We start from the raw sequence: 26,505 nt of genomic DNA, 5'->3' as shown, positions 1-26,505 counted from the left end.
GACCTCCCTGTCGCCACATCCGCAGAGTCCTGAACCCCCGGCCCTGTCATCCCTGACGGGTCGCTCGCCGGGGCAACGCATGCCTTGCCTGTTTCCGGCTCGCCCTACAAGGACCAACTGCACCTGCAACTGGGTGTGGGTCTGAGCGCGGAGCAGATGGCGGCGCTGACGCACGATATCGTGTGGCTGGAAGAGGTCGAGGTGAACGGCGAGAAGGTCCTCGCGCCAGTGGTCTACCTGGCCCAGGCGGAGGGTCGGCTGGCACCCAACGGTGCGCTGATCCAGGGCCGCGACGTGAAGCTGGTGAGCGGCGGCGACCTGCATAACGTCGGCACCCTGCGCGCGCGGAACGACCTCTCGGCGACGGCCGACAACCTCGACAACAGCGGCCTGATCGAGGCCGGCAAGCGCCTCGACCTGCTCGCCGGCGACTCGATCCGCAACCGCCAGGGCGGGGTCATCGCCGGGCGTGACGTGAGCCTCACCGCGCTGACCGGCGACGTGATCAACGAACGCAGCGTGACCCGCTACGACAGCGCGCTCGACGGCCGCACCTGGGAACGCAGCTTCGCCGACAGCGCCGCGCGGGTGGAGGCGGCGAACAGCCTGAACGTCCAGGCCGGACGCGACATCGCCAACCTCGGCGGGGTGCTGCAGAGCCGCGGCGACCTCAGCCTCGACGCCGGACGCGACGTCACCGTCGCCGCCGTCGAGGACCGCCAGGGCCAGACCCGCTGGAGCACGTCGCGGCTCCAGAGCGTGACCCAGCTCGGCGCCGAAGTCAGCGCCGGGCGGGACCTGAACGTCAGCGCCGGGCGCGACCTCAGCGCAGTGGCCAGCGCCCTCGAAGCGCGCCGCGACATCGCCCTCTCCGCCGGGCGCGACGTGACCCTGGCGGCGGCGGCGAACGAGGAGCATGCCTACAGCAAGACCAGGAAGGTCACCTACCAGGAAGACAAGGTTGCCCAGCAAGGCACCCGCGTGGACGCCGGCGGCGACCTGGCGATCAATGCCGGACAGGACCTGCGCCTGATCGCGAGCCAGGCCAGCGCCGGCGACGAGGCCTACCTGGTGGCCGGCGACAAGCTGGAACTGCTGGCCGCCAACGACAGCAACTACTACCTGTACGACAAGAAGAAAGGCGACTTCGGCCGCAAGGAAACCCGGCGCGACGAAGTCACCGACGTCAAGGCGGTGGGCAGCCAGATCAGCAGCGGCGGCGACCTCACCCTGCTCAGCGGCGGCGACCAGACCTACCAGGGCGCGAAGCTGGAATCGGGCAACGACCTGGCCATCGTCAGCGGCGGCGCGGTGACCTTCGACGCGGTGAAGGACCTGCACCAGGAGAGCCACGAGAAGAGCAAGGGCGACCTGGCGTGGAACAGCGCCAAGGGGAAAGGGCAGACCGATGAAACGCTTCGGCAGACCCAGATCGTGGCCCAGGGGAATCTGGCGATCAAAGCAGCGGACGGGCTGAAGATCGATGTGAAGCATATCGACCAGAAGACCGTTTCCGAGACCATCGATGTCATGGTCAAGGCCGATCCGAGCCTCGCCTGGTTGCGGGAGGCCGAAAAACAGGGTGACGTCGATTGGCGCAAAGTCCGGGAAGTACATGACAGCTTCAAGTACAGCCATTCGGGGTTGGGCGCTGGCGCGGCATTGGCCATCGCCATTGTGGTTACCTACCTGACCTGGGGTGCGGGTAGTTCGATGGCAGGCGTCGCGGCCAAAAGCGCAACAGGTGTCGCTGCCAACTCCGTCGCCAGTGCCGTAGCCACCAACGCGGCGATCAGCACGGTGAACAACCGCGGCAACCTTGGCGCGGTGGCGAAAGACGTGTCCTCCAGCGACAGCCTGAAGGGCTACGCGGTCGCCGGTATCAGCGGCGGCTTCATGCCCAGCAGTCTGGGTGCCCAGCTTGCCGTTCGCTCCGCGCTGAACACCGTGGTGAACGGTGGCAAGTTCAGGGACAACGTCGCGCAGGCTGCGATCAGCATGGCGGCGGACGCGCTAAGCGGCGCGATCTTCGACAAGGTCGGAGATGCGTTGGTCGGCAGCGGCCTTCCCAAGAAGGTGGCGGTCCATGCGATTGTCGGCGGGTTGATCGGCGAGGCTGCCGGCGGCGATTTCCGTACCGCAGCCCTGGCTGCTGGCGCCAACGAGGCATTGGTAAGCCTCGTCGGTGAAAAGATCTTCCCTGGCGAGGCTCATGAGCGCGTGCTGGCGATGACCTCGCAGTTGATAGGGATGACAGTGGCTGCGGCGGCCGGAGGCGATACCAAGGCCCAAGAGAAAGCCGCCTGGGTGGCTCAGCAGGCCACGGTGTACAACAACCTGAATCACGCGGCGGCGGAGAGCCTGCTCAAGGAAATCAAGGATTGTCGCGCGGCAGGCGGCTGTGGCGAGGAGAAGTTGCAAGGCATCCTCGGCAAGTACGAAAAGCTGTCGGCCGAGCGTTCAAACGCTATCGGCCAGTGTGCTTCGCGCCAGTGTGTGGACGACATCGTCGACAGTTCGATCCGGATGGACGATCCGGTTTCCAAAGAGCTGCTCAGCCTACTGCGGCAGACCACCTACGACACACCCGGCTTGTTGCAGGGCAATCCCGACGCGGTCGTGTCGCAGACGCCGAATCCAAGTGGCTGGGGAGATCTCTTTGCCCTGGACAAGCAACTGGCGTTCGCCAAGAACCTCAAGGAAGGCTGGCTGACACCGGAGGAAACGGCTGATCTGGATCGCTGGAATGCGTCCACTTCCTGGCTGGATCGCACTGCTGGCCGACAACTGGATCCCAAGGAGAAGGCTTACCTGCTCTCGGAGCTGGGGGGCGCGGCGGCTATGGCGCTTCTTGGGGGGAGGGGGAGTGTTGGAGCGGGTGCAAAGGGAGCGACTCCTGTTGTAACTGCTGAGGGGCGAATCGGTAACTCAGTATTTACGGATGTTAACCAGACGGCTAGACCAGCAGCCCAGGCGAATCCCAACCAACCGACCTTGATTGCCGATCGAGTGGACGCAAAGATAGCGGCTAAGGGGACGCCTCACCCGAATGGGAATATGGCGGATGCTCATGCAGAGATTGGCGTTATTCAGAAGGCATTTAATGAAGGTAAAACGGTAGGCTCCGATATGACCATGAACGTAGTAGGTAAGGATGTTTGTGGATACTGCAGAGGTGATATTGCTGCGGCAGCTAGCAAGTCTGGTTTGAAATCTTTAACTATTCAAGCCAAGGATGATATTACAGGTTTGCCGAAGACGTATTACTGGGAGGTAGGAATGAAGTCAATTAGAGAGAAAAAAATATGATTGTTCTTGGTGGGTATTTGATTGCTCCTGAGGCTAAAAGAACTCAATTTCCGGTGGTGTCTGATCCTGACGAAGAAGAAGTTCTGGCAGCGCTTTCTAAGCTTCGCCACAGTTCGGGGGTGTTGGTTCTAAGAGTTAAGCCGGAACCTGAGATTGGCGCTTATGAAGTGGCGCTTCATGCAGAGAGTGGACGATTTATAGTTATGCTTAGCCAGCATGCTGAAGATGGTGAGCATGAGGTTTTCACGTTAAGAGGGGCTGGTGAAGGTAATGGATTTACTTATATTTTAGGCGAGGCATATCCTATGGCGGCAGTGACAGAAAATTTTGGGTTGATATGTAATTGTTTCAAAAAATTTTTGCTAGAGAGGGAAGTGTCTTCTGATGTGTGGGTTTAATGTTTCAACGTAAATGAAATAATAAAGGGAATAAAGGGAGCAGGTTTATTTTCCCTACTCTAATCTTCTGAGCAAAGGCTCCAGCGCAGATGCCGTAAAGGAACTTCGCGATGCCTAGGTAAGGGCGCATGGTTTAGCGAATTATTTGCTTTGAGCGTTTCAGAGTGGGCGCAGTCGCCGAAATTAGAGTAGTAAAAATAAATCTGTCCCCTTTTTTACTGGCAGGGCCGTTACGAAGCATCCTGAGTACTTTGGATTCAGTACAACACAGGAGCTACGGAAGATATACCGGACAGACTCTCAGATTAATGAGCTTGCTGGAAAGGCAATAAATGAAATACTTCAGAGTGGAGTGAAGAGTAATGGCGCCGGGGGAAGATACCCGGGAGGCTGGATAACTTATACATTACCAGACGGACGGGCTGCTAGTTGGGGTGGGGATGGTAAATTTATTGGCTTTAGAGGCGTGCAAAAATGAAGGTAAATTTGATTTTTGAAAAAGTTGGAGATATTAATAGTGATTATCCATATCTTTGTGTATATAGGGAGGGGGAGAGAGAGCCTTTTATGGAGATATCAGTGAGTAAAGAAAGAAAGATTGAGTTTGTTTTTTATTCTAGAACTGATAATTTTACCCTAAGCTCTGAAGAGTTCTATGAGATATATGGTAGGGCGGAAGCTTTTTTGCCTCAAGCTTTAGAGAATGAAGATTTGCTGTAATATTTAAATAAAGAGACTGCTTATAATGGGGATTTTTATTTTCCTGACTCTAGTGTTATCCGACGGAAAATATGAATTCGATACTTTGATTTCAGCAGCATAAAGGGGACAAGCATAAAGGGGACAGCATAAAGGGGACAGATTTATTTTCCCTACTCTAATTTTCTAAGCAGGGAGGCTCCAGTGCAGACGCCGTAAGGAGGCTCCGCGATGCCTAGGCAAGGGCGAGTGGTTTTACCGAATTATCCGCTTCACGTGGTCCAGCGGGGACACAATCGGCAAGTGGTATTCGCCGAGGACGAGGACTACCAGCGTTACCTCTCCGATCTACGGGACCTCAAGGATGCCTTTGGTATCAAGGTCTACGCATTTTGCCTGATGACCAACCATGTCCATCTGCTCTTGGCGCCTGGTGATTCGCTGTCTGGCTTGGCGCAACTGATGAAAACGCTGGCGGCGCGCACGACACGATATCGGAATCGCTTGGAGGGCCGTTCCGGAACGTTGTGGGAAAGTCGCTATAAATCGAGTGTCGTACAGAGCGATGCCTACCTGCTGGCGTGTTGCCGGTACATAGAACTGAACCCTGTTCGGGCGCGGATGGTGGACGATGTGGCGGCCTATCCCTGGTCAAGTTATGGGCTGCGGGCGGATTGGTTGAAGGAGCCAAACTGGTTGGATATGGATCCCTGCTTCATTGAGCTAGGTCAGACGGCCGAAGAGCGATATCGGCGATACGTAACGTTCATGAAAGAGGCGATACCGGCCGAGGAATTGAGGCTGATTCGCGAGGCGGTTCAGCGTGGACAACTGACGGGCAATCAACGGTTCGTGGACGAGATCGAGCGGGTAGCCGGGGTGAGAATAGAGCGGCGTGGGCAAGGGCGGCCGAGATTAGAGCAGGGAAAATAAATCTGTCCCCTTTTTTTCTTTTTTTCAGTCCCCTTTTTTTCAGATGGAAATTTTAAAGGGTTTTTTGAATGATGAAAGAATTGTTTGAATTGATTTTTGAGGGTGTGAATCCTAGTAGGCTTTTTTCCCTTTTAAAAGAGATTGAAAGTAAAAGTGATCGCATTTTTGATTTTAATTTTTCTGAAGATTTTTTTAGCTCTAATGTTGATATTTTTAGTGAATTATTGATCGATTCTTTCTTGGGTTTTAATGGTGATTTATATTTTGGTGTGTCCATGGAAGGGTTCAGTGTTAAGGATGGCTTGAAGTTGCCAGTCGTTCTCTTAAGGGTTTTGAAATATCAGGGGGAGGTTGATGTGGGGTTGTGTTTTTATATGAATGATTTTAATAGTGCGGGTAAAATTATGTTAGAGTTTCAAAAGTATATGAATGAAATCTCTGCTGATTTTGGTTTCGAAAATTTCTATGGAGGTTTGGAGCCAGCCTCGGACCAAGAGACTAGGTTTTTTACTAATAACAGACAGGGTCCTCTTCTTTAGGGTTATCAAACAAAGAAAATAAAGTGACAAGAAAATAAAGTGACAGATCTATTTTTCCTACTCTAATTTTCTAAGCAAGGAGGCTCCAGCGCAGACGCCGTAAGGAGGCTCCGCGATGCCTAGGCAAGGGCGAGTGGTTTACCGAATTATCCGCTTCACATGGTCCAGCGGGGACACAGTCGCCAAGTGGTATTCGCCGAGGACGAGGACTACCAGCGTTACCTCTCCGATCTACGGGACCTCGAGGATGCCTTTGATAACAAGCTCCATGCATTTTGCCGAATGACCACCCATATCCATCTGCTCCTGGCGGCTTGCCGGCCCTCCTTTTTACTGCTCCCGTCGCACAGCGCCCCAATGTACTAGTACACCGGAAACCGCCGTCTCCCGTTGAACGGGCGGGCCCCGGCCCCCTACCATTCACAGCACACCGACCCGCGCAAAGGGAGCGGGATGCCGCGTAGGCAGGCCGCCATGGAAGGAGAAGCACATATGCCGGTACTGGCTCTGAGACTCACCGCCCTGGCGGCCCTTGCGATCAGCGTGTCGGGGTGCGTCATGGAGGCCTATGGCAGTCGCGCGCGTAGCGATGCGCAGTCTTGGATCGGCTTGCCGATCCAGGACGTGATCAAGCGCTTCGGCGAGCCGGAACGTGTGACGGGGGATGCCGCCAGGCAGAAGTACGTGTGGAAGGAGTACGAGAACTATAGCCACGACTACGACTACACCTACTACGAGCAGGGCCATGGCAATACGCCCAACAGCTCGGTCCTGAACCAGAAGACCGGCACGGCCAACCAGAGCGGCTATTACACCTGCATCTACGAGTTCTTTGCCGACGCCTCGGGCAGGGTGGTCGATGCGACCGCGCGGGGTGAGTGCCGCTAGTTCCGGGCGCCCTTCGCGCCGCAAAGGGCGATTGGCTCAGCCAGCCACCGCCTTGTCTCCGACGTCGCAGAGACGCCTCAGTCCAACCGAAGGCGTCCCCTCCCCTCGCTCCGCCGTGATCGCCAGGCCGCCCTGCCTCACCCGGGTCCTGGTCCGGTCCTTGGCCTTGAAACCCGGCCGTTGCAGCCAGTAGCCGCGCAGGTTGATGCGGGGCGCCAGGCGGTTGTCGTCGCGTTCGTCCAGCGGCGCTCCGGGGTTTCCCCGGCGCCTCACAGCAGGATCAGCAGCGCTCCTACCAGCAGCCCCGCCAGGCTGAAGGGTAGCGTTTGCAGGGCCAGCCGCTTGCCGCCCACCAGCACGACCAGGCCGGCCTTGACCAGGCTGTTGCTCAGGGCGGCAAGGGCGATGCCGCGGCTGGCCACGCCTGGATCGAGTTCGCCCTGCGCCGCGCGGGCCAGGGACAGGGTGATCGCGTCGACGTCGGCGAGGCCGGAGAGCAACGCGACCGCGTAGATGCCGGCATCGCCGAACAGCCGCCGGCCGACCTCCACCAACAGCAGGATCGCGCTCAGCAGGGCGGCGAAACGCAGGGCCGGGAGCAGTTCGAAGGGGTTGCGCAGGCCTGGCTCGTCGGGCGCCTCCTGGCTGGCGCGGCCGCCGCGCAGGGCGTGGAACAGCGTGCCGCCAAGGTAGACGAGGGTGGTGGCGGCGAATGGCAGGGCCAGCTCCTTCAGCAAGGCCGGGTGGATCGCGCCGATCTCGACGAGGATGCGCGGGAACATCAGCGCCGAGGTCGCCAGCAGGGCGCACGCCAACAGGGCGTCGGGCATGCGCTCGCGCAGGCGCGCCAGGGTCAGGGTCATCACCGTGGAGGACACCAGGCCGCCGAGCACCGCGGTCAGCAACAGGCCCTTGCGCGAGCCGATCAGGCGGATGGCCAGGTAGGCGGAGAAACCGAGGGCGGCGATCAGCACCACCATCCACCAGGTCAGGTAGGGATTGAAGAACGCCCAGGGACCGTAGCCCTGGTTGGGCAGCACCGGCAGCAGGACCACGGAGATGAACAGCAGCTTGAGGGTGCCCGACAGCTCCTCGGCGGTCAGGCGCTTCAGCAGGGCGTGGAGCTTGTCCTTGAGGCTCAGCAGCAGGGTCAGCACGATGCCGCCGGCGGCAGCCAGCAGGCGCTGTTCGGTGAGGGCGAGGCTGCCGAGGAGGAAGGTCATCAGCAGGGCGATCTCGGTGGTCATGCCCTGGTCGCCGCCACGCCTGACGTCGCTCACGTAGCCGGCCACGGCCAGCGCTGCGAGGGCCAGCAGCAAGGCTACCCAGACTGCGCTGCCCAGTTCGCCCGCGAGCAGGGTGGCGAAGCCGCCGAGCAGGCCGGCCAGGCTGAAGGTGCGGATTCCGGCGATCTGCCGCGCATCTTCGTGGTCGCGCTCCTGCCAGCCGCGCTCGGCGCCGATCAGGAGGCCGATGGCCAGGGCCGTGCACAGGCTCAACAACAGATCCAGGGAAAGCGTCATGCTCGATTCCATTCGCCGGGAGAGAGGATGGCGACGTGCCTGTGCGCACCATAGCAGCAGACGACCCCGAGGTGCCTGCGCGGTGGTACGCCGTCCGCCATGAGGCCGGCGCTGCCGCCGGTATCCATCGGGTTCTCCGCCCCGGTGTAGGCGCACGGGAGCTGGCGTAGGGAAAGTCCGCTGTTTTTCGGCCGCTGACGGTTCTCTTTCCGCGTGCTCCGACGGCCGCCAACAGTAAAAAAACCACGGCCAATCCTGATAGGCGGAGGGGCGCCTCGTTCCTAGACTGGCGGGGAAACATCAGGAGACGTCAATCATCATGCATATTCAATCATCTCAGCAGAACCCGTCTTTCGTGGCTGAGTTGAGCCAGGCTGTGGCCGGGCGCCTGGGACAGGTCGAGGCCCGCCAGGTGGCCACTCCCCGGGAGGCGCAACAACTGGCCCAGCGCCAGGAAGCACCGAAGGGCGAGGGCCTGCTCTCCCGCCTGGGGGCTGCCCTCGCGCGTCCCTTCGTGGCGATCATCGAGTGGCTGGGCAAACTGCTGGGGAGCCGTGCCCACGCCTCCACCCAGGCGCCGCTCTCCCGTCAGGACGCGCCGCCTGCCGCCAGTCTCTCGGCCGCCGAGATCAAGCAGATGATGCTGCAAAAGGCACTGCCCCTGACCTTGGGCGGACTTGGCAAGGCGAGCGAGCTGGCGACTTTGACAGCGGAGAGGCTGGCGAAGGATCACACGCGCCTGGCCAGCGGCGACGGCGCCCTGCGCTCGCTGGCCACCGCCCTGGTCGGGATTCGCGATGGCAGCCGGATCGAGGCTTCCCGTACCCAGGCTGCCCGCCTGCTCGAACAGAGCGTTGGGGGGATCGCGCTGCAACAGTGGGGGACCGCGGGCGGTGCCGCCAGCCAGCATGTACTCAGCGCAAGCCCGGAGCAACTGCGCGAAATCGCCGTCCAACTGCATGCGGTAATGGACAAGGTCGCCCTGTTGCGCCACGCGGTAGAGAGCGAGGTAAAGGGCGAGCCTGTCGACAAGGCGCTGGCGGATGGCCTGGTGGAGCACTTCGGGCTGGAGGCGGAGCAGTACCTAGGCGAACACCCGGACGGGCCGTACAGCGATGCCGAGGTGATGGCGCTCGGTCTTTATACCAACGGCGAGTACCAGCACCTGAATCGTTCCCTGCGTCAGGGGCGAGAGCTGGATGCGGGCCAGGCGTTGATCGACCGGGGCATGTCTGCCGCGTTCGAAAAGAGCGGACCGGCTGAACAGGTCGTGAAGACCTTCCGCGGCACCCAGGGCAGGGATGCCTTCGAGGCGGTGAAAGAGGGCCAGGTCGGCCACGACGCCGGCTATCTCTCCACCTCCCGGGACCCCAGCGTTGCCAGGAGCTTCGCGGGCCAGGGCACGATAACCACCCTGTTCGGCAGATCCGGGATCGATGTCAGCGAGATATCGATCGAGGGCGATGAGCAGGAGATCCTCTACGACAAGGGGACCGACATGCGCGTGCTTCTCAGCGCCAAGGATGGGCAGGGTGTGACCCGTCGGGTGCTCGAAGAGGCCACGCTGGGGGAACGGAGCGGCCACGGCGAGGGACTGCTCGATGCCCTGGACCTGGCAACCGGGACGGATCGTTCAGGCAAGCCCCAGGAACAGGACCTGCGCCTGAGAATGCGCGGCCTCGACCTGGCCTGACCGGTCGACGGCAGAGACGGACACTCCCAAGGGGTGTCCGTTTTCATTTGCGCCGTACAGCGTCGGGCGCAATGGGCGGCAAGGAGGCCTGCCTGGCTGCCACCGGTTGGTGGCGGACACCGGTGCCCGGCGTCCCACCTCGATCCTGCGAACGAGACGCAGTCAGAATTCTCCGAGTATGCTTCCTGCATAACGAAACGATCGGAATAACTGTGGTAACTTTGCCGCCCACCGAGATGGCCTATTGATGGCTCATACGGTTCGTGCATCGCTTCCCGCACGATTGTTTCGGATTTCCAAGGCCGGCCGGGAGCGCCGGTTGATCGACGCATTCGTATTTCAAGGAAAGAAATCGTGGCCACCCCATTTCGCCCCTCGCCTTGGCGCGCCGCCGTGCCGCCTGGCCTTCCTCGATTTTCACTACGCCCTCTTTTCCGCACACGGGTCGGCTAGAAGCCGCTCCGCGTCGATAGCGTTTTTTTCCAGGAGAACCCCATGAGTCACAGCGCCAAGAAAGCACTACTGCCGCTCCTCGCCGTCGCCACCCTGGCCGGCCTGGCGGGCTGCGCCACCGAGACCTCCACCGCGTTGCCGGTACAGCAGGTCGAGAGCGTCAACCGACCCTACAGCGGCGTGCGTTCGCCGATTGCGGTAGGCAAGTTCGACAACCGCTCCAGCTACATGCGCGGGATCTTTTCCGATGGCGTCGACCGCCTCGGCGGCCAGGCCAAGACCATTCTCATCACCCACCTGCAGCAGACCAATCGCTTCAACGTGCTGGACCGCGACAACATGAGCGAGATCCAGCAGGAAGCGGCGATCAAGGGCCAGGCCCAGCGCCTGAAGGGTGCCGACTACGTGGTGACCGGCGATGTCACCGAGTTCGGCCGCAAGGAAGTCGGCGACCGCCAGCTGTTCGGCATCCTTGGCCGCGGCAAGTCGCAGATCGCCTACGCCAAGGTGGCGCTGAACATCGTCAACATCTCTACCTCGGAGGTCGTCTATTCGACCCAGGGCGCTGGCGAGTACGCCCTGTCCAACCGCGAGGTGATCGGCTTCGGCGGCACCGCCAGCTACGACTCGACCCTCAACGGCAAGGTTCTCGACCTGGCCATGCGCGAGGCGGTGAACAAGTTGGTCAACGCGGTCGATAGCGGCGCCTGGAAGCCACAGAACCAATAATCCACCAGAAACCAGGGAATCACGGCACACATGAGCAAGACGATCACATGGACGGCGGCGCTGCTGGGGAGCATGGCGCTGGCCGGGTGCAGCGGACCGAAGACGCTGTACCAGTGGGAGGGCTACCAGGCCCAGGTCCACGAATACTTCAAGGGTGAATCCAAGGAGGCCCAGGCGCAGGCGCTGGAAGCCGACCTCGAGAAGATCCGGGCGAAGAACGGCGCGGTGCCGCCGGGCTACCACGCCCAGCTGGGGCTGCTCTATTCCAGCATCGGCAAGGACGACCAGATGGTCCGCGAGTTCGAGACCGAGAAGGCGCTGTTTCCCGAGTCGGCGACCTACATGGACTTCCTCCTGAACAACGCCCGTGGAGGTGCCCGTTGAAACTCGCCCGACTGTCCGGCCTGGTGGCCGGTTTCACCCTGCTGGCCCTGCTCGGCGGCTGCGCGCCGACCAAGAGCGTCGACTACTCGGCGTTCAAGCAGGCCAAGCCGCGCTCGATCCTGGTCCTGCCGCCGCTGAACGAGTCGCCCGACGTGAAGGCGACCTACAGCATGCTCTCGCAGGTCACCTTCCCGCTGGCCGAGGCCGGCTACTACGTGGTGCCGGTGGCGCTGGCCGACGAGACCTTCCGCCAGAACGGCCTGACCAGCGCCGGCGACGTGCACCAGGTGTCCCCGGCCAAGCTGCGCGAGATCTATGGCGCCGACGCGGCGCTGTACGTCACGGTGAGCGACTACGGCACGCGCTACATGGTGATCAGCAGCGCGACCATCGTCACCGCCAGCGCCAAGCTGGTCGACCTGCGATCCGGCACCACCCTGTGGACCGGCTCGGCGACCGCCTCCAGCGAGGAAGGCAACGGCGGCAACAACGGCGGCCTGGTGGGCATGCTGATCACCGCGGCGGTCAAGCAGATCATCAACAGTTCGGTGGAGGACGCCGGTTATCCGATCGCCGGGATGACCAGCGCGCGCCTGCTCTCGGCCGGCCAGCCGGGCGGACTGTTGTACGGCCCGCGCTCGCCGAGGTACGGCAGCGACTGAGCCGTGCGCCGGGGCTACGGGGACGTCTCCGTGGCCTCGGTGCAAGCCGCCGGGAGGGGCTTGGCCGCTGCGTTGCGCTTGGCCATGTACTGGCGGATCAGGTCGTCGAGCAACGCCCGGATGGCGCGCCGCTCGTCCAGCCGCAGGCGGCCGATGGCCTCGAACTGCAGGCGCAGGTCTTCCGGTAGCGCCTGCCGCTCGCTGCGCTCGCAGACCAGCCAGTCGAGGGGCACCGCGAAACGTCCGGCGATGGTTTGCAGCACCACCAGCGACGGGTGCCCGCCCTTGGTTTCGAAGTGCCGCAACTGGCTCACGGTGACGCCCAGTCGCTCGGCCATCTGCCGTTGGGTCAGGGCGTTCTGCTGGCGTAGGCGTAGGAGATTCTGCGCGAAGCTCATGGAAAACTCTCCAAGTCAGGGGAAATCCTTGCCACCGCCCCGGTGATGCGGGCGATGGCGGTTGTCTCCATCATCGGCGTTCGCACTCTTCGACTCTGCCCTACCGTTCCGGCGCGGGCCTGGGAAAGCTCCGGGTCGTGAGTCCGAGGTTTCCCCGCGTGCCGCCTTTTTCGATTCAGTAGAGGCTGAAGCGACGGGCTACCGTCCCGTTGGCCTGCGTCGGCGGCAGTTTGGCTCCGCGGCGAAGCGATAGGACGCGAGGGCCTTGCGCCTGGCGAGGACTAGTCCGCTTGCGCCCCCTGCGCCAGGGCGTTGCCGACGCCCACCAGCAGCGCCCGGGTCTGCGCCACGATGGCGCTGCGGTAGGCCTCGTAGCGGGCGTCGCTGATGGCGTTGTCGTTGCGCGCGCCGCCGCCGCTCGCCGGTACGCCGGTGTAGTAGTTGTTCATCACCGGGACATGGATGTGCCCGGCGGGAATCTCCAGGCGGAACGCGTCGCGCAGCACCGTGTTGCGGTAGGCGCTCTCGTTGGACAGGTAGTCGCCGCCACCGCCGTTGCGCGCGCAGATCCGTCGGTTCGGCGGGAGCACCAGGGAGGGATCGGGCATGGCGTTCATCACCCCGTTGGTCGGCACGTTTTCGGTGCGCGGGTTGGCGCAATCGGGGAAGAAGTCGTAGTTGGTGTGCCAGGTGACGTCGAAGCCTTCCGCGGCCTGGCTGGTAGCGCCCGGCGGCCGCTCGATGCCGCGCCAGGTATCGGCGGCGAGCAACTGGCGGACCGGCAGCGAGGCCTTGGAGAACTGTGCCGGCAGGTTCTGCCGCCAGCGGCTGGCGCTGTCGTAGCCGAGCCAGCGGCGCGGCGGGTTGATATTGCAGCCGGAGCCCCGCAGGGAAATCGGCGCGGTGCCGGGATTGGTCACGCTGCCCAGGGGAAGCACGTAGTTGGGCAAAGCGCTGTCGGCGGGGCAGTAGACGATGCCGTCGTTGCCGGCGGAGGAGCCGTGGAAGCGGCCGTTCCAGGCCTCCAGCCAGAACTGGTTGGCGCCGCCCTGGCTGATGGTGATGGAGGCGTCGACCCGGCGCGGGCCGGGGCGGAACCAGGGGCCCAGGGTGTCTTCCTGCATGCCGCGGTTGAACGGGTCGTAGCTGACCGGCAACAGGTAGGCCTCGATACGCAGCAGGCTGCCGTCGGCCAGCCTGAACTCGCGGCCGTCCAGCGCAAGGGCGGTGGCGCCCGAGGGGTTGCCGTTGCGCAGGCCGGTGTTCGCCGTCCCGGGAGTGCCCAGGGTGAAGACGTCGAAGCCGCTGATGATCATCCGCCGGTAGCGCGAGCCGTCGGCGGCGTAGCGGCGCGGCAGGTCGATGTCCAGCTGTCCGCGCGAGGCGCGTTCGAAGCGCCATTGCAGCGCCTGGGCCTGGGCCTTGCCGAGGTGGAAGGATGGCGCCCACTGGCGCAGGGTGCGGGTCATGTAGAGGCGCGTCCAGTAGAGCATGCGGTCATCGCTGGCCGGCAGCGCGCCGGCGGGAATGGCGCGGCGACCCTGGGCCCGGTCGACGGCGGCGCGCCACAGCGCGCGGCCCTCTTCGGTGACCAGCTTCAGTGCCTTGGCGTAGCTGGTGACCGGGGTGCGGCCGTCGGCGGCGCACAGGCGCTTGGCGAAGGCCGGTTCGAAGCCGTCGAAGCCGGCGCCCTTGACGATGCGCTCGGCCAGCGGCGTCTGGTCATGGGTGACGACGTTGGCGCCGCTGAACGGCAGCGGCGTGTCGAGCCGGCGCTCCTCGTAGGACAACGCTGCCTCGCGGTTCCAGGAGCAGGCGACGCTGGGCGGCTTGCGGGCGCCGGCGAGGTCGCCGTTGGCGGCCCAGCCGGCGCCGGGCAGCAGGGCTGCCGAGACGGCCAGGGCGAAGAGGGAGTATCGGCTTGCGTGACGGGCGTAGCGCATCGGGTGGACTCCTGTTCTTGTTCGGTTCATGGGTCGATCGGTGCGGCGGGCGGAGCGCGGGCGAGCGGCGCCCGCCGGCGGCGGGGGCCGGGACCGACGCAAGGTGCGTCGCGGGTTGCTGCGGTGGCGGACGCGAGGGCGGTGCTAGGGGGCGCGTGTCGCCGGTAGACGGAGGCGCGCGGAGGGAGGGTTGCGGGACGACGCGGAGGCGTCTGGGAAAGTCAGGTCCTTTGCCATGGATGCACCGATCGTTGTTCTTGCTGTTGTGGGGCGTCGGTGGGTGCACGGCCGGACTTCGCACCCGTGCGGCATTCTTGGAGGCGCCGGCGCGGTGCGTCCAACGAATTTATGTGGCCGCCGGGGATAGGAAAAGTTGATGGCGAACCGGTGCCGAAGCCCCCTGCCCCGGTACTTTCGCTGGCGCTGCGGCAATCCACCGCACTGGTGCGTTCGCTCGGGCTGGTCTTTGCTCTCCGGGGTCCGGCGGCTCGCCGGCGAGTCTTGCGGTGCGCCGCGAGCGGACGGGCGTTCGGTCCTTCTGCAGGCAAATGCCCTTGTTTTCGGAGAAGGACACGGATCGTTGATCGCTGTTTCGACCAAGGAGGTCAGATGAAAAGGAAGATGCTGGCGGCTTCGCTGCTGCTGTGGATGTTCTCGCTGACGGCGCAGGCGGACTGCGCGGTGCTCGGGCCGGGGGAAGATCCCTGCGCGGGCCCGGTGCTGGGACCGACCGTCTGCGAGTGCCCGTGATGACCGACTGTACCCTCGACCAGGGACAGGGAGCGTTCGATTACCAACCAGGAGGTTGCAAATGAAGAAAGTACTGTTGGCTGTGTTCCTGCTCTGTGGCTTCTCTCTTACCGCCCAGGCCGCGTGCCCGGTTTTCGGCCCGTCCGAGGACCCGTGCAGCGGGCCGGTGTTCGGTCCGTCGACCTGCGAATGCCCTTGAGGTAGGTCGTCTGGCGGGCCCGGTGCAGCGGGCCCGCTTCCGGATGTATCGCTCGCTCGAAGTTGCCTTCTTTAATTCTCCATTCCCCGCGCCGCCCTACTTTTCCCGCTCGTCCATCGTCGCGTCGAACGTTGCCACGAAATCAGCGTCGGTGGACAACTCTTATATTCAATAGTTGTACGATCTGAGTTTGTTGTAGTCATTTGCTTAGTTGGCTATCCATATGATTGCCGTAAAGCAATTATAAGTTTAATTGGATTAGCTTTCTAAGTCTTTGGAAAGAGCCGTGAACGACCCTGTAATATCTGGTTGAAGAGCCGCGTAATGATGTTTCAGGATGTTTCATTAATTTTGTAGATTATTGTTTTTCCTTTGTTTTTTTAAAAACAGCTACCAGATTTAGATAGATATTAATTAACTCGGCCACGTTTTTTCCTGTTCTATCATTGGCCTTCCTTGGGCGCAGGCCTGCCGAAACTGATTATCTTCAGGTCCTCGAAAAGTTCATACATCGACCGCCTTGGGCGAAGCATTCGTACGCCGGCAATCTGGCCGGCCGCACGGATGTTTTCAGCATGTCTCTGGATGAGTTTCCCGATAAACATCAATTAGAGGAGTTTCCCTATGTGCGGTCTCGCGGGTTGGGTGGATTACACGCGCAAGCTCGACGACGAGTTTCCGGCGATCTTCGCCATGACCGATACGCTCGCCTTGCGTGGGCCGGATGCCGAGGGCATCTGGAAGCACCGCAACGCCCTGCTGGGTCACCGGCGGCTGGCGGTCATCGACCTCAGCGGCGGCGTGCAGCCGATGTCCTATCGCTTTCCCACCGGCCAGGAGGTCACCCTCGTCTACACCGGCGAGGTGTACAACCACGATGCCCTGCGCGAGCGGTTGCGCCGGGCCGGACATGAGTTCCGCACCCGCAGCGATACCGAGGTGGTTCTGCACGCCTATCTGCAATGGGGCGAGCGTTGTTGCGAGTACCTGACCGGGATGTTCGCCTTCGCCGTCTTCGATGGCCGCGACGGCCACCTGCTGCTGGTGCGCGACCGCCTGGGCATCAAGCCGCTGTATTACGCGCGGCACCGCGAGGGACTGCTGTTCGGCTCGGAGATCAAGTCCATCCTGGCGCATCCGGAATTCGCCGCCAGGCTCGACGCGGTCGGCCTGGTCGACCTCCTGACGCTGTCCCGGGGCATTTCGCAGACGCCGTTCCGCGAGGTCCAGGAACTGCTGCCCGGCCACCTGCTGTCCTGGCGTCCCAATTCCCAGGCGAAGTTGCGCCGCTATTGGGAGGTACGCCGCCAGGAGCATGCCGACGACCTGCAGAGCACCGTGCAGCGCACCCGCGAACTGGTCACCCGCGCCCTGGGGGCGCAATTGCACGCCGACGTTCCGGTGTGTTCGCTGCTATCGGGTGGGCTCGATTCGACCGCCCTGACCGGCATCGCCCAGCGCATCGCGAAGGCGGAGCACGGCGGCGACATCAATTCATTCTCGGTGGACTTCGTCGGCCAGGCCGAGCAGTTCCGCAGCGACGACCTGCGTCCCGACCAGGACCAGCCGTTCGCCCTGCTGGCCGCGCAGTACATCGGCAGCCGTCATCGCACCGTGCTCATCGACAATGCCGAACTGGTCTGCGAACGAGCGCGCGAAGAGGTATTCCGGGCCAAGGACGTACCTTTCACCTTCGGCGACATGGATACCTCGCTGCACCTGATGTTCGGCGAGATCCGCCGGCATTCCACGGTGGCCATCTCCGGTGAAGGCGCCGACGAGCTGTTCGGTGGCTACGGCTGGTTCCGCGATCCGCAGGCGGTGGCTGCGGCGCGCTTCCCCTGGGCCTCCAGGGTGCGCCTGCCAGCCGGCTTCATCGACGCCGGTTTCAACCGCCGCTGCGATCTCCTCCAGTACCAGCAGGCCAGCTACGACGATGGGCTGCGCCAGGTCGAACACCTGGCCGGCGACAGCCCGGAGGAGCGGCGGATGCGCGAGTTCAGCCACCTGCATCTGAAGCGCTGGATGGTGCTGCTGCTCGAACGCAAGGATCGCCTGAGCATGTGCAACGGCCTGGAGGTGCGGGTGCCCTACACCGACCATGAGCTGGTGGAGTACGTCTACAACGTGCCCTGGTCGATCAAGAGCCGGGACGGCGAGGAGAAGTGGCTGCTCAAGCGGGCCTGCGCCGACTATGTCCCGGAAGCCGTGCTCAAGCGCCGCAAGAGCCCTTATCCGACTTCTGCCAACCTCGGCTACGAGCGTTTCCTGCGCGGGAGCGTGCGGCGTCTGCTGGAGGACGCGGCGAACCCGGTGTTCGGCATCGTTTCGCGAGAGTTCCTGGCCGCCGAACTGGAGCATCCGGAGGGGTACTTCAACACCCAGGTGAGCCGCCACAACCTGGAGACCGCGCTGGCGCTGGAAGGCTGGCTCAGGTTGTACGGGCTCTCCGCCTGAGCGTGACGCGGGGCGTGGCGGGTTCGGGCTGCTGTCCGGCCCGCCGGCGTCTTCAGGCGTCGGGCATTTCGCCGCGTTCGCCGAGCCCCACCGGCATGCCTTCCACGCCGGCATGGAACAGCAGGGCTTCCACCGGTTCGGCCCCGGCTATCAGGCGATGGATGATGTTCATCAGGCAACCCGCCGCCTCGCCTTCCAGCACCCGCGTGCTCTGGGCTCCGTCGCGGGTCTCCAGGCGCAGTTCGCCCTTGAGCACGTAAAGCGCGCTGGGCATCGGATGGACCTGCCAGTCCAGGCGTTCGTGGGCGGCCAGGCTCAGGCGCTGCACGGTGAGCTGCGGCTGGCCAAGGGGATAGCCGAGGTAGAGCGAGCCGTTCCAGGCGCAGCCGCTGCGCAGCAGGGTTTCGCGCTGCGGACTGGTTGCGGCCGGGAGGTCGCGGCTGGGTGGGAACACATGCACGTGGCTGGGGCGAAGGTCCATCGGGCGTCCTGCGCTTGTCGGTGTTTTTCCTCAGTCAAGCCGGCTTTCACCGCCTGCTCCACTGCCGCTTCTGCTAGGCGGCAGCGGGCCATCAAGGAGGCGGTTGGTTCATCGCAGGCGGCGGCTTTCTCCTTTTAGCCTCGGCGCATCGGCGGATAACGCTGCGCGTTATGCGCCCTACGACTTCCCGATGAGAGGCGATGCCTTCTCAAGCCTCGCGGATGAACCGCACGGCTACCCGCTCGGTCAGCCAGACGCCGTTCTCCGCCTGGTGGAATAGGTGCCCGGCCAGATGCATGTCGCGCGCGTCGATTTCCAGCAGAACCGGGCTGCCGTAGCGGCGGCCGACTTCCAGGGCGGTGGCGCGGCGGGCGGAGAGATGGACGTGGTGGCGGCTGCCGGGAACCAGGCCGCGCTCGCGGATGGAGTCGAGGAAGCGGCTGGCGGTGCCGTGGTAGAGCACTGCGGGCGGGACCGCGGGGGCGTAGGCGATGGCCACCGCGGCATGCGAGTGGCCTTGCACGGCGCGGATGCGCTGGCCATCGGCGGAGAGGGCGAAGCGCTTCTTGTCGTTGTTCTCGACCACCGCGCCGAGCAGCATGCGGTCGAGGGCGCGGCCGTCCCGCGCCGCGCCGGCGATCAGGGCGTCGATGTCGGCCCAGCCTTCGCCGTCCAGCGTCAGGCCGATGGCCTCGGGCTGGTGGCGAAGGACATAGCTGAGGAACTTGCTGGTGTCGTCGAGGGTTTTCCGATCCATTCCATGGTCCTTGTGCGTGCCATCCCGGCGCGGGAACCTCAGGCGCCGCCGAGGAAGTCCATCTTGCCCAGTTCGACGCCGTTGTGGCGGAGGATGGCGTAGGCGGTGGTGACGTGGAAGAAGAAGTTGGGCAGGGCGAAGCCGAAGAGGAAGTCGCGGCCGTTGAAGCTGATCTCCTGGCCGCGCACCTTGAGGGTCACGTTGCGCTCTTCGGCGCCGTCCAGTTGTTCCTCGCGGATGCCCTCGAGGAACTCGACGGTGCGGGCGATGCGTGCCTGGAGTTCGTCGAAGGTGGTTTCCGTATCCGCGTAGCTCGGCACTTCCAGCCCGGCCAGCCGCGCGCCGGCGCCCTTGGCGGCGTCGCTGGCGATCTGCACCTGGCGCGCCAGGGGGAACATGTCCGGCGCCAGCCGGGCGTCGATGAAGATGCGCGGATCGATGTTCTTCGCTTCGGCGTGGGCGGCGGCTTTCTTCAGGATCGCCGAGAGGTTGCCGAGGGTGCGCAGGAAGGTCGGGATCGAAGCCTGGTAGATCGACAGGGACATGGACGTGCTCCAGACAGGGGATAAAGGTGCGTCGAAGGCGGCGCGTCCAGCAGTCTACCCGGCTTTCACGCCAGCGCCAGGGGGCCCGCCTCGTCCCAGTGCGGATCGGCCGCCATCCGTTCGACCAGGAAGTCCAGCAGCGCCCGCAGCGCCGGCGGCATCTGCCGGCGCGAGGCGTACACCGCGTGGATGCCGAGCACCTGCGGCGACCACTCCGGCAGCAGCGCCACCAGGCGTCCGCTACGGATCAGCGGGGCTGCCGAGTACAGCGGCTGCTGGCTGATCCCGGCACCGGCGGCGGCGGCCTCCAGCAGCACGGTGGATTCGTTGGCGCTGAGACTGCCACCCACCGGCACGCTGGTCGGCTCGCCGTCGCGCTCGAACTGCCAGAGACTGCGGCCGAAGTAGGAGTAGGTCAGGCAGTTGTGCAGCGCCAGGTCCTCCGGGCGCCGCGGGGTGCCGTGGCGGCGCAGGTAGTCCGGCGCGGCGCAGATCACCGAGCGGCATTCGCCGAGGCGGCGGGCGATCAGGTTGGGGTCGAGCTGGTTGGCGATGCGCAGGGCCAGGTCGATGCGCTCCTCCACCAGGTTGACCACCTGGCTGTTGACCTGCAGGTCGATGGCGGTGCCCGGGTAGCGCTCGACGAAGGCGGCGGCGGCACGGGTCAGCCAGGCCTGGGCGAAGGACAGGCTGCTGGTGATGCGCAGAGTGCCGCGCGGGCTGTCGCGGCGGGTCTGGCCGGTGGCCTGCATGGCGTCGGCCACGGCGAGCATCTCGCGGCACTGTGGCAACAGCTCCGCGCCGGCGTCGGTCAGGCTCAGGCGGCGGGTGCTGCGGTGCAGCAGGCGTGCGCCGACCCACTCCTCCAACTCGGCGAGGTAGCGCGAGACCATCGCCCGGGACATGTCCAGACGCTCGGCGGCGGCGGTCTGGCTGCCGCTGTCGATGACTTCGACGAAGACGCGAGTGGCGGTCAGGCGGTCCATGATTCGCTCGATCCATGCAACAAAGCTGTGATTATTGCGGGGCTTTTTGCGCGCTTTCAAGCAACTAACATGGCAAGCCTCTGATCCCACTGCCTGGAGAACCGCTCATGTCGCGCCATGGATTGCTTCGTTCCCTGTTCGCCGCCGCCGCCCTGCTGGGGGCCGCCGGCGTCTTCGCCGCCAGCGCCGAACCGCTGCGGCTGGAGGTCTACAACCCCGGCGAGAAGGCGATCTTCGCCGTGTCCTCGGAACTGCTGGTGGGCCAGCGCGAGGCGATGCTGATCGACGCGCAGTTCTCCCGCGCCGACGCCGAGCAACTGGTCAAGCGTATCCAGGCCAGCGGCAAGACCCTCAGCACTATCTACATCAGCCACGGCGACCCGGACTTCTACTTCGGCCTCGACGTGCTGAAGGCCGCCTTCCCCGAGGCGAAGATCCTCGCGACGGCGCAGACCGTCGCACACATCCAGGCGACCAAGGACGCCAAGCTGGCCTACTGGGGGCCGATCCTCAAGGACAACGCGCCGACGTCGCTGGTGGTGCCGGAGCCGCTGAAGGGCGACCAGTTGAAGCTGGAAGGCCATGCCCTGAAGGTGGTCGACCTGAAGGGGCCGAGCCCGGACCGCACGGTGCTGTGGATTCCGTCGCTGAAGACGGTGGTTGGTGGCGTGCTGGTGGAATCCGGTTCGCACGTCTGGACCGCCGATACCCAGACCCAGGCCTCGCGCCAGGCCTGGGTGGCGATGCTCGACCGGATCGAGGCGCTGCAACCGCGGCGCGTGGTGCCCGGCCATTTCACCGGCGAGGAGCCGAAGGGCCTGGACGGCGTGCGCTTCACCCGTGACTACCTGAAGGCCCTGGAAGCCGAACTGCCCAAGGCCAGGGATTCCGCCGCGCTGGTCGAGGCGATGAAGCGCCGCTACCCGAACCTGCCGGGCGAGGAAGGCCTGGAGCTGAGCGCCAAGGTGCTCAAGGGCGAGATGCAGTGGCCCTGAGCCGCGCCCGCCGATAGCCGCTGATCGAGGCGTCCCCTGCGGGGCGTCTCGTGGAGACCGAGATGAACGACCTCACCCTGCATTACCTCTACGATCCGCTCTGCGGCTGGTGCTACGGCGCCTCGCCGCTGCTCGCCGCCGCCTGCGAGGTGACGGGTCTGGACGTACGCCTGCATGGCGGCGGCATGATGACCGATGCCAACCGCCAGCCGGTCGGCGCCGGTCTGCGCCACTACGTGATGCCCCATGACCTGCGGATCGCCCAACTGACCGGCCAGCCGTTCGGCAAGGACTACTTCGACGGCCTGCTGCGCGACACCAGCGCGGTATTCGACTCGGCCCCGCCGACCGCCGCCGTGCTTGCCGCCGAAGCGCTCGACGGCCTCGGCGCGGCGATGCTGGCGCGGATCCAGCGTGCCCACTACGTCGAGGGCCGGCGTATCGCCGAGCGTCCGGTGCTGCTCGAGCTGGGTGCCGAACTGGGGCTTGGCGAGGGCTTCGCCGAGGCGTTCGACGCCTGCTCCGGCGAGCCGCTGCGCGCGCACTTCGCCGACAGTCGGCGGCTGATGAACCGTCTCGGCGCCGCTGGCTTCCCGACCTTCGCCCTGGAGCGCGACGGCCGCCTGCAGGTGCTCGACACCGGGCGCTACCTCGGCCAGCCGGACGACTGGCGGGCTTTCCTCGAAACGCAGCTGCGCCTTGCCGGCGGCAGCGGTGCCGTGGGCGGGGCCGCGGCGCCGCTCTGCCGCATCGACGGTTGCGCCTGAATCCCGCCGCCGCGCAGGCGGACTGAACTTGTCCGGCTGCGTCGTCCTCCCATGTAGACATGCCCGCTCGCCGACGCGAGCGGATATCCATCCACAGCTCCGGAGGAGTCGACATGAAGAAGACGGCATCGGCGGTCTGGCAAGGCGGCCTGAAAGACGGCAAGGGCACCCTTTCCACCGAAAGCGGCGCGCTCAAAGACAACCCCTATGGCTTCAATACCCGCTTCGAGGGCGCACCGGGAACCAACCCGGAAGAGCTGATCGGCGCGGCCCACGCCGGCTGCTTCAGCATGGCCCTGTCGATGATGCTCGGTGAGGCCGGCCTGACCGCCGAACGTATCGAGACCCGCGCCGAGGTCACCCTCGACAAGCAGTCCGACGGTTTCGCCATCACTGCCGTGCACCTGGTGCTCAGGGCGCGCGTGCCGGGGGCGGACGCGCAGACCTTCGAGCAGATCGCCAACAAGGCCAAGGCCGGTTGCCCGGTATCCAAGGTGCTCAACGCGAAGATCAGCCTGGACGCCAGCCTCGACGGCTGAGCGGAACGCTTCCCCAGCCCGGCGAACTGGCCCTGGCCTGCCGCAGTCGAATGCGGCAGGATGCGCTGCGCAGCACTCGGCTGCCAGGCATCGACGAGGAGTGACGGGTCATGAAAACCATCGGGCTGGGGATTGCCGCCTTGCTGTTCAGCGCCACGGCGCTGGCCGCGCCGAAGCCGTGCGAGGAACTCAAGGCGGAGATCGAGACCAAGATCCAGTCGGCCGGGGTGACCTCCTACACCCTGGAGATCGTGCGCAACGACGAAGTCAGCGACCCGAACATGGTGGTCGGCAGTTGCGAGAACGGCACCAAGAAGATCATCTACCAGAAGAACGACGGCTGAGCCGCTGCGTTTCAGTACGGCGGGCAGCGGCTGGTCTGGAAGTTCGAACGGGCGACCACCTCGCCACGCTCGTCGCTCAGTAGCGCCAGCGCCCTGCGCAATTGCGGGCGCACCTCCAGGCGATAGCGCCGGCCCGCCTCGAAGCCGTCATAGACCACCTGCTGGTAGCAGTTGATCTGCACCGGCTCGCCGAAGCCGCCGCCCCCGCCGCCGGAACCGCCATAGAGTTCGTACTGGAAGCGCACCTCCAGCACATGGCGTCCCGGAGTGACCTGGAAGTAGCGCCCGTCGCTCAACCGCTCGCCGTCCAGGCGCTCGGCCAGCAGGGTGTTGGCCGGCGCGCTGCGCAGCTCGACCCAGGCCATCTGCGGGTCCGGCTGCGGCAGCGGTCCGGCGCAGCCGGCGAGGAGCAGCAGCGCGAGCGGGACGAGACGGGTGAGTGGACGCATGGGGCGGGCTCCGGAGGGCGTTCAGCTCCTAGCATAGCGCCCTCGCCTTGCGCCGTTCAGACCTTCGCGCAGCGTCCCTCGCGGCCGCGCGCCAGTTCCCTGTTGTCCTGGTCGTAGAGCTTCGCCCAGGGACGGAAGCCGATGTGCCCGGCCTCCAGGCGGTAGCGCTGGCCGGCGCTGAAGTCCTTGAACTTGAGGTTGAGCTGGCAATCGCGCCAGAGCGGGCTGTCCACGGGGCCGATGTTGGTCGGGTCGACGGTGAACTGGTAGCGCACCGTGAGTTCGCGGGTGCCGGGATCGACCTCGAAGTAGCGCGTGCGGTCCCAGCTCTTGTCGTCGACTTCCACGGCGGCGAGATCGGCGTCGGGCTGGGTATCGAGGTCGACCCAGGCGCGGTTCGGGTCGGGGGTGGGCATCATCAGTGAGCAGCCGCTCAGGACGAGCAGGCCACCGGCAAGCAGCAGCGTACGCATAGAAGACTCCGAAGCTCCTTTAACCCGGCCGCCATCCGTTGCGCCTTGGAAAAACGCCTTGCGTTCCTCCGCCTCGCCGGATCGCGGACCGGTGCTGGTAGGGCGGCGGGCGGTCCGCGTGCTGTGCTATGTTCCGCCCATGCCACGCCGCCTTCGCCATCCGCTTGCTGACCTTCGACTGCCCCGTTGGGTTCCCTGCCTGGCGCTGTTGGCGCTGAGCGGTTGCTCGACCGTCTCCTACTACGGGCAACTGGCCAGCGGCCAGTTCGCCCTGCTGCGCGCCCGCGAGCCGGCCGCCGCGGTGATCGCCGACCCGCAGCGCGACGCGCGCTTGCGCGAACGCCTGGCGAAGGCGGAAAAGGCCCGGCAATTCGCCAGCGAACGCCTCGGCCTGCCGGACAACCGCAGCTATCGCCTGTACGCCGATATCGGCCGGCCCTACGTGGTATGGAACGTGTTCGCCACCCCGGAGCTGTCGCTGCAGCCGGTCACCCATTGCTTCCCCATCGCCGGCTGCGTGGCCTACCGCGGCTACTACAGCGAGGCCGCCGCGCGCGCCGAGGCGGCGCGCCAGCGGGCGCTCGGCGACGACGTCTACGTCGGCGGGGTGCAGGCCTACTCGACCCTCGGCTGGTTCGACGATCCGATCCTCAGCAGCATGCTGCGCTGGGACGACGAACGGCTGGCGACCTTGATCTTCCACGAACTGGCGCACCAGAAGTTCTACCTGCGCGACGACACCGCCTTCAACGAATCCTTCGCCACCTTCGTCGAACAGGAAGGTACCCGCCAGTGGCGCGAATATCGTGGACTGCCGCCGGCGGACGGCCGCGAGGAGAAGCGCCGCGAGCAGTTCACCGCGCTGGTCCTGGCCAGTCGTGCGCGCCTCGAAGCACTTTATGCCGGGCCGTTGGACGATGCCGCCAAGCGTGCCGGCAAGGCTGCCGAATTCCAGCGCCTGCGCCGCGAGTACGCGGCGCTGAGCCAGCGCGAATGGGGTGGCGAGTCGCCGTTCAAGGCCTGGATCGACGCGCCGTTCAACAATGCCAAGCTGCTTCCCTTCGGCCTCTACGACCAATGGGTGGCGGCGTTCGCCGTGCTGTTCCGCCAGGTCGGCGGCAACTGGCCGGCGTTCTATGCGCGGGTCCGTGCCCTTGGCCAGCTCCCCCTGGCGGAGCGCCAGGCGTCGTTGCAGCGGCTGGCCGCCGCAGCGCCCTGACGCCTGCTCAGGCGGCGAGCTGGTCGGCGTAGCACCAGCGCGTGGCCAGCCGGCCGATCGGCCAGAGCAGCGCCAACAGGCCGACGCCGAGCAGCGCCACCAGCAGCGTATAGCCGATGCCAGCGGGCGCCAGGCCGAGGATCATCAGCAGCGCCAGCCCCCCGCCGACCGCCAGCAGCGCGACGCTCCAGAGCAGCATGGCGACCACCGCGAGCAGCAGCGCGCGGCCGGCGGCGAAGCGTTGCAGGCGCGCCGGCAGGCGCGTGCAGACGGCGCCGAAGAGCAGCGCCGCGGGCAGCGCCACGCCGCTCAGGTACAGGCCGTATAGCCAAGGCTCGTCGTAGCGCAGCAGGGCGTAGGGAAGGAACTGCATCAGCTTGAAACACAGCGTGGCGAAACACAGCGCGGCGCCCAGGGCGACCTGCCAGGCAGCGACGCGGGCTTCTTCCCCTTCGGCCAGGCGCGGCGAGTTCACCCGGCTGCCGAGCAGCACCAGCCCCAACGGCAGCAGGCTGCCCAGGAGCAGGTAGACCCAGCTCATCGCTTCGTTGAACGCCATCAGCCAGACGCCGTAGCTGGATTGCGCCGTCACCCACTGGTAGAACGGCAGCGTCAGCGGTGCCAGGCCGATCCCGGCGAGCATGCCGCAGACCAGGTTGAGCAGACCGTAGCCGATCAGCAGCAGCGCCAGCGGGCGGAACTCGATGAGCTGCCGCTTCTCGCGGTAGGCATGCAGCACCAGCAGGTTGGCCGCCGCGTAGAACACCAGGCCGGTGAACCAGTGCGGCGCCATCAGTTGCAGGTGCTCGGAGAAACGCTGGCGGATCTCGCCGATGTCGTTGTACCACTGGATGCCCAGGCTTACGGCGAAGGACAGGCAGGTGACCAGCGCCAGCACCGCGATGAACGCATAGGGCTGGGTGGTGGCGGGCACCTCTCTGGCCGGCGGCTGCACCGGGGCGGTGGGGGTGGCGAAGGGATTGTCGGTCATGT

27 protein-coding genes and 2 pseudogenes are annotated in these 26,505 nt (G+C 64.6%); 19 read left to right on the top strand and 10 right to left on the bottom strand.

Features of this window, described 5'->3' with window-relative positions:
• Positions 1 to 105: 105 nt before the first annotated feature.
• The 7 genes and pseudogenes from FHW81_RS19965 to FHW81_RS19935 form a co-directional block, all read left to right on the top strand.
• A pseudogene (locus FHW81_RS19965) lies at positions 106 to 3,309 on the top strand (cytidine deaminase-like fold-containing protein); the annotation flags it as partial.
• Positions 3,306 to 3,707, top strand: coding sequence for a DUF6911 family protein (locus tag FHW81_RS19960; protein WP_124097176.1), 402 nt, complete (start codon positions 3,306 to 3,308; stop codon positions 3,705 to 3,707). The pseudogene FHW81_RS19965 and the gene FHW81_RS19960, both read left to right, overlap by 4 nt.
• A gap of 474 nt (positions 3,708 to 4,181) precedes the next feature.
• Complete coding sequence (locus FHW81_RS19955; protein WP_142901069.1) at positions 4,182 to 4,427, top strand: hypothetical protein; 246 nt, start codon at positions 4,182 to 4,184, stop codon at positions 4,425 to 4,427.
• A 210-nt stretch (positions 4,428 to 4,637) separates the two neighbouring features.
• A complete protein-coding gene (locus FHW81_RS19950) occupies positions 4,638 to 5,339 on the top strand; it encodes a transposase (RefSeq protein WP_003114586.1) in 702 nt (233 codons plus the stop codon).
• A 68-nt stretch (positions 5,340 to 5,407) separates the two neighbouring features.
• Complete coding sequence (locus FHW81_RS19945) at positions 5,408 to 5,878, top strand: hypothetical protein (RefSeq protein WP_142901068.1); 471 nt, start codon at positions 5,408 to 5,410, stop codon at positions 5,876 to 5,878.
• Positions 5,879 to 5,993: 115 nt separating this feature from the next.
• Positions 5,994 to 6,190: pseudogene (locus FHW81_RS19940) on the top strand (transposase); the annotation flags it as partial.
• 180 nt (positions 6,191 to 6,370) lie between these two features.
• Positions 6,371 to 6,766, top strand: a complete 396-nt coding sequence (locus FHW81_RS19935) for a hypothetical protein (RefSeq protein ID WP_003083536.1) — start codon at positions 6,371 to 6,373, stop codon at positions 6,764 to 6,766.
• Between the two features lie 269 nt (positions 6,767 to 7,035).
• Here the strand turns inward: FHW81_RS19935 and FHW81_RS19930 are convergent, their stop codons facing one another.
• Positions 7,036 to 8,445 carry an MgtC/SapB family protein gene (locus FHW81_RS19930; protein ID WP_025999417.1) on the bottom strand — a complete coding sequence of 470 codons (1,410 nt, stop codon included), beginning with the start codon at positions 8,443 to 8,445 and terminating at the stop codon, positions 7,036 to 7,038.
• A 163-nt stretch (positions 8,446 to 8,608) separates the two neighbouring features.
• Here FHW81_RS19930 and exoT point away from each other — a divergent pair, with 163 nt between their 5' ends.
• The 4 genes from exoT to FHW81_RS19910 all read left to right on the top strand — a co-directional run bounded on the left by exoT (position 8,609) and on the right by FHW81_RS19910 (position 12,210).
• Positions 8,609 to 9,982, top strand: a complete 1,374-nt coding sequence (gene exoT / locus FHW81_RS19925; RefSeq protein WP_004351946.1) for a T3SS effector bifunctional cytotoxin exoenzyme T — start codon at positions 8,609 to 8,611, stop codon at positions 9,980 to 9,982.
• 495 nt (positions 9,983 to 10,477) lie between these two features.
• The gene (locus FHW81_RS19920) at positions 10,478 to 11,164 is read left to right on the top strand and encodes a CsgG/HfaB family protein (RefSeq protein ID WP_003111706.1); all 687 of its coding nucleotides are present in this window, start codon (positions 10,478 to 10,480) and stop codon (positions 11,162 to 11,164) included.
• 30 nt (positions 11,165 to 11,194) lie between these two features.
• Entirely contained in the window at positions 11,195 to 11,548 is a 354-nt protein-coding gene (locus FHW81_RS19915) for a DUF4810 domain-containing protein (protein WP_003083569.1), read from the top strand.
• Complete coding sequence (locus FHW81_RS19910; RefSeq protein ID WP_003083573.1) at positions 11,545 to 12,210, top strand: DUF799 domain-containing protein; 666 nt, start codon at positions 11,545 to 11,547, stop codon at positions 12,208 to 12,210. The genes FHW81_RS19915 and FHW81_RS19910 overlap by 4 nt, the downstream gene beginning before the upstream one ends.
• A gap of 14 nt (positions 12,211 to 12,224) precedes the next feature.
• Here the strand turns inward: FHW81_RS19910 and FHW81_RS19905 are convergent, their stop codons facing one another.
• Entirely contained in the window at positions 12,225 to 12,608 is a 384-nt protein-coding gene (locus FHW81_RS19905) for a helix-turn-helix domain-containing protein (RefSeq protein WP_003118492.1), read from the bottom strand.
• A gap of 281 nt (positions 12,609 to 12,889) precedes the next feature.
• Positions 12,890 to 14,551, bottom strand: a complete 1,662-nt coding sequence (locus FHW81_RS19900) for a hypothetical protein (protein WP_004351950.1) — start codon at positions 14,549 to 14,551, stop codon at positions 12,890 to 12,892.
• Positions 14,552 to 15,160: 609 nt separating this feature from the next.
• Between FHW81_RS19900 and FHW81_RS19895 the strand changes: the two genes are divergently transcribed.
• The 3 genes from FHW81_RS19895 to asnB all read left to right on the top strand — a co-directional run bounded on the left by FHW81_RS19895 (position 15,161) and on the right by asnB (position 17,957).
• On the top strand, positions 15,161 to 15,301 hold the full coding sequence (locus tag FHW81_RS19895) for a PA0050 family protein (RefSeq protein WP_003083582.1): 141 nt from the start codon (positions 15,161 to 15,163) through the stop codon (positions 15,299 to 15,301).
• Between the two features lie 61 nt (positions 15,302 to 15,362).
• Positions 15,363 to 15,500, top strand: coding sequence for a PA0050 family protein (locus FHW81_RS19890; RefSeq protein ID WP_003083584.1), 138 nt, complete (start codon positions 15,363 to 15,365; stop codon positions 15,498 to 15,500).
• Positions 15,501 to 16,124: 624 nt separating this feature from the next.
• Positions 16,125 to 17,957: an asparagine synthase (glutamine-hydrolyzing) gene (gene asnB / locus FHW81_RS19885; RefSeq protein ID WP_106120524.1), complete on the top strand. Its 1,833-nt coding sequence runs from the start codon at positions 16,125 to 16,127 to the stop codon at positions 17,955 to 17,957.
• Positions 17,958 to 18,009: 52 nt separating this feature from the next.
• Here the strand turns inward: asnB and FHW81_RS19880 are convergent, their stop codons facing one another.
• The 4 genes from FHW81_RS19880 to osaR all read right to left on the bottom strand — a co-directional run bounded on the left by FHW81_RS19880 (position 18,010) and on the right by osaR (position 20,726).
• Positions 18,010 to 18,438: a cupin domain-containing protein gene (locus tag FHW81_RS19880; protein ID WP_023102760.1), complete on the bottom strand. Its 429-nt coding sequence runs from the start codon at positions 18,436 to 18,438 to the stop codon at positions 18,010 to 18,012.
• Positions 18,439 to 18,646: 208 nt separating this feature from the next.
• On the bottom strand, positions 18,647 to 19,195 hold the full coding sequence (locus FHW81_RS19875) for an RNA 2'-phosphotransferase (protein WP_017148779.1): 549 nt from the start codon (positions 19,193 to 19,195) through the stop codon (positions 18,647 to 18,649).
• Positions 19,196 to 19,233: 38 nt separating this feature from the next.
• Positions 19,234 to 19,740, bottom strand: a complete 507-nt coding sequence (locus FHW81_RS19870) for a DUF1993 domain-containing protein (RefSeq protein WP_003083593.1) — start codon at positions 19,738 to 19,740, stop codon at positions 19,234 to 19,236.
• A gap of 65 nt (positions 19,741 to 19,805) precedes the next feature.
• Positions 19,806 to 20,726, bottom strand: a complete 921-nt coding sequence (osaR, locus tag FHW81_RS19865) for an oxidative stress response transcriptional regulator OsaR (protein WP_003083596.1) — start codon at positions 20,724 to 20,726, stop codon at positions 19,806 to 19,808.
• A gap of 107 nt (positions 20,727 to 20,833) precedes the next feature.
• On the opposite strand from osaR, the gene FHW81_RS19860 reads away from it, so the two are divergent.
• The 4 genes from FHW81_RS19860 (at position 20,834) to FHW81_RS19845 (ending at position 23,371) form a co-directional block, all read left to right on the top strand.
• Positions 20,834 to 21,721, top strand: coding sequence for an MBL fold metallo-hydrolase (locus tag FHW81_RS19860; RefSeq protein ID WP_003083599.1), 888 nt, complete (start codon positions 20,834 to 20,836; stop codon positions 21,719 to 21,721).
• A 62-nt stretch (positions 21,722 to 21,783) separates the two neighbouring features.
• Entirely contained in the window at positions 21,784 to 22,488 is a 705-nt protein-coding gene (gene dsbM / locus FHW81_RS19855; protein ID WP_003114663.1) for a disulfide reductase DsbM, read from the top strand.
• A gap of 83 nt (positions 22,489 to 22,571) precedes the next feature.
• The gene (locus FHW81_RS19850; RefSeq protein ID WP_003118563.1) at positions 22,572 to 23,027 is read left to right on the top strand and encodes an OsmC family protein; all 456 of its coding nucleotides are present in this window, start codon (positions 22,572 to 22,574) and stop codon (positions 23,025 to 23,027) included.
• Between the two features lie 110 nt (positions 23,028 to 23,137).
• A complete protein-coding gene (locus tag FHW81_RS19845; RefSeq protein WP_003122274.1) occupies positions 23,138 to 23,371 on the top strand; it encodes a DUF1161 domain-containing protein in 234 nt (77 codons plus the stop codon).
• Positions 23,372 to 23,382: 11 nt separating this feature from the next.
• Here FHW81_RS19845 and FHW81_RS19840 read toward each other — a convergent pair whose 3' ends face one another.
• Complete coding sequence (locus FHW81_RS19840; RefSeq protein WP_003083612.1) at positions 23,383 to 23,820, bottom strand: hypothetical protein; 438 nt, start codon at positions 23,818 to 23,820, stop codon at positions 23,383 to 23,385.
• A gap of 56 nt (positions 23,821 to 23,876) precedes the next feature.
• Positions 23,877 to 24,293 carry a hypothetical protein gene (locus FHW81_RS19835; protein WP_003122273.1) on the bottom strand — a complete coding sequence of 139 codons (417 nt, stop codon included), beginning with the start codon at positions 24,291 to 24,293 and terminating at the stop codon, positions 23,877 to 23,879.
• 91 nt (positions 24,294 to 24,384) lie between these two features.
• Here FHW81_RS19835 and FHW81_RS19830 point away from each other — a divergent pair, with 91 nt between their 5' ends.
• Complete coding sequence (locus FHW81_RS19830) at positions 24,385 to 25,512, top strand: aminopeptidase (RefSeq protein ID WP_106120673.1); 1,128 nt, start codon at positions 24,385 to 24,387, stop codon at positions 25,510 to 25,512.
• 7 nt (positions 25,513 to 25,519) lie between these two features.
• Here FHW81_RS19830 and FHW81_RS19825 read toward each other — a convergent pair whose 3' ends face one another.
• On the bottom strand, positions 25,520 to 26,503 hold the full coding sequence (locus FHW81_RS19825; RefSeq protein WP_003118565.1) for a hypothetical protein: 984 nt from the start codon (positions 26,501 to 26,503) through the stop codon (positions 25,520 to 25,522).
• Between the last annotated feature and the right edge of the window lie 2 nt (positions 26,504 to 26,505).

The organism is Pseudomonas sp. RC10-4-2, assembly GCF_050433085.1.
Lineage (GTDB): Bacteria > Pseudomonadota > Gammaproteobacteria > Pseudomonadales > Pseudomonadaceae > Pseudomonas > Pseudomonas aeruginosa.
This window is presented reverse-complemented; position numbering and strand designations above follow the sequence as displayed.

What these genes read in the sequence shown, in the direction of transcription:
- FHW81_RS19960 (WP_124097176.1), top strand. Translation starts at nt 3,306, where the DNA reads ATGATTGTTCTTGGTGGGTATTTGATTGCTCCTGAGGCTAAAAGAACT.
- FHW81_RS19955 (WP_142901069.1), top strand. Translation starts at nt 4,182, where the DNA reads ATGAAGGTAAATTTGATTTTTGAAAAAGTTGGAGATATTAATAGTGAT.
- FHW81_RS19950 (WP_003114586.1), top strand. Translation starts at nt 4,638, where the DNA reads ATGCCTAGGCAAGGGCGAGTGGTTTTACCGAATTATCCGCTTCACGTG.
- FHW81_RS19945 (WP_142901068.1), top strand. Translation starts at nt 5,408, where the DNA reads ATGATGAAAGAATTGTTTGAATTGATTTTTGAGGGTGTGAATCCTAGT.
- FHW81_RS19935 (WP_003083536.1), top strand. Translation starts at nt 6,371, where the DNA reads ATGCCGGTACTGGCTCTGAGACTCACCGCCCTGGCGGCCCTTGCGATC.
- exoT (WP_004351946.1), top strand. Translation starts at nt 8,609, where the DNA reads ATGCATATTCAATCATCTCAGCAGAACCCGTCTTTCGTGGCTGAGTTG.
- FHW81_RS19920 (WP_003111706.1), top strand. Translation starts at nt 10,478, where the DNA reads ATGAGTCACAGCGCCAAGAAAGCACTACTGCCGCTCCTCGCCGTCGCC.
- FHW81_RS19915 (WP_003083569.1), top strand. Translation starts at nt 11,195, where the DNA reads ATGAGCAAGACGATCACATGGACGGCGGCGCTGCTGGGGAGCATGGCG.
- FHW81_RS19905 (WP_003118492.1), bottom strand. Translation starts at nt 12,608, where the DNA reads ATGAGCTTCGCGCAGAATCTCCTACGCCTACGCCAGCAGAACGCCCTG.
- FHW81_RS19900 (WP_004351950.1), bottom strand. Translation starts at nt 14,551, where the DNA reads ATGCGCTACGCCCGTCACGCAAGCCGATACTCCCTCTTCGCCCTGGCC.
- FHW81_RS19895 (WP_003083582.1), top strand. Translation starts at nt 15,161, where the DNA reads ATGAAAAGGAAGATGCTGGCGGCTTCGCTGCTGCTGTGGATGTTCTCG.
- FHW81_RS19890 (WP_003083584.1), top strand. Translation starts at nt 15,363, where the DNA reads ATGAAGAAAGTACTGTTGGCTGTGTTCCTGCTCTGTGGCTTCTCTCTT.
- asnB (WP_106120524.1), top strand. Translation starts at nt 16,125, where the DNA reads ATGTGCGGTCTCGCGGGTTGGGTGGATTACACGCGCAAGCTCGACGAC.
- FHW81_RS19880 (WP_023102760.1), bottom strand. Translation starts at nt 18,438, where the DNA reads ATGGACCTTCGCCCCAGCCACGTGCATGTGTTCCCACCCAGCCGCGAC.
- FHW81_RS19875 (WP_017148779.1), bottom strand. Translation starts at nt 19,195, where the DNA reads ATGGATCGGAAAACCCTCGACGACACCAGCAAGTTCCTCAGCTATGTC.
- FHW81_RS19870 (WP_003083593.1), bottom strand. Translation starts at nt 19,740, where the DNA reads ATGTCCCTGTCGATCTACCAGGCTTCGATCCCGACCTTCCTGCGCACC.
- osaR (WP_003083596.1), bottom strand. Translation starts at nt 20,726, where the DNA reads ATGGACCGCCTGACCGCCACTCGCGTCTTCGTCGAAGTCATCGACAGC.
- FHW81_RS19860 (WP_003083599.1), top strand. Translation starts at nt 20,834, where the DNA reads ATGTCGCGCCATGGATTGCTTCGTTCCCTGTTCGCCGCCGCCGCCCTG.
- dsbM (WP_003114663.1), top strand. Translation starts at nt 21,784, where the DNA reads ATGAACGACCTCACCCTGCATTACCTCTACGATCCGCTCTGCGGCTGG.
- FHW81_RS19845 (WP_003122274.1), top strand. Translation starts at nt 23,138, where the DNA reads ATGAAAACCATCGGGCTGGGGATTGCCGCCTTGCTGTTCAGCGCCACG.
- FHW81_RS19840 (WP_003083612.1), bottom strand. Translation starts at nt 23,820, where the DNA reads ATGCGTCCACTCACCCGTCTCGTCCCGCTCGCGCTGCTGCTCCTCGCC.
- FHW81_RS19835 (WP_003122273.1), bottom strand. Translation starts at nt 24,293, where the DNA reads ATGCGTACGCTGCTGCTTGCCGGTGGCCTGCTCGTCCTGAGCGGCTGC.
- FHW81_RS19825 (WP_003118565.1), bottom strand. Translation starts at nt 26,503, where the DNA reads ATGACCGACAATCCCTTCGCCACCCCCACCGCCCCGGTGCAGCCGCCG.